Here is a 245-nt window from a genome sequence, read left to right as displayed (position 1 = left end):
CCAATAGCTAATGACAGTTGGTGGTCTGGAACAACAACAGTTGTTGCTTTTTCTTCTTCATCTGCAAGAACTTTAACAACTTGTGATGGGCTTAAAGCATTTGCAACATATTCTACTGGATCATTTGACCAGCGAACGATGTCAATCTTTTCGCCTTTTAATTCGTCTACAATGCGTTGTACACGTTGTCCTTTCGGTCCTACACAAGAACCTACTGGATCAACATCAATGTTCTCTGCATGTAC

At 40.4% G+C, this 245-nt stretch carries 1 pseudogene; it reads right to left on the bottom strand.

Annotated features, from left to right (window positions below):
• Window positions 1-245: pseudogene (gene nusA, locus SB658_RS26645) on the bottom strand (transcription termination factor NusA); the annotation flags it as partial.

Origin of the sequence: Bacillus sp. SIMBA_008 (assembly GCF_046535495.1) — a bacterium.
Taxonomy (GTDB): Bacteria; Bacillota; Bacilli; order Bacillales; family Bacillaceae; genus Bacillus; species Bacillus subtilis.
The sequence above is the reverse complement of the archived record's forward strand: the minus strand, read 5'-3'. Positions and strand labels throughout refer to the sequence as shown.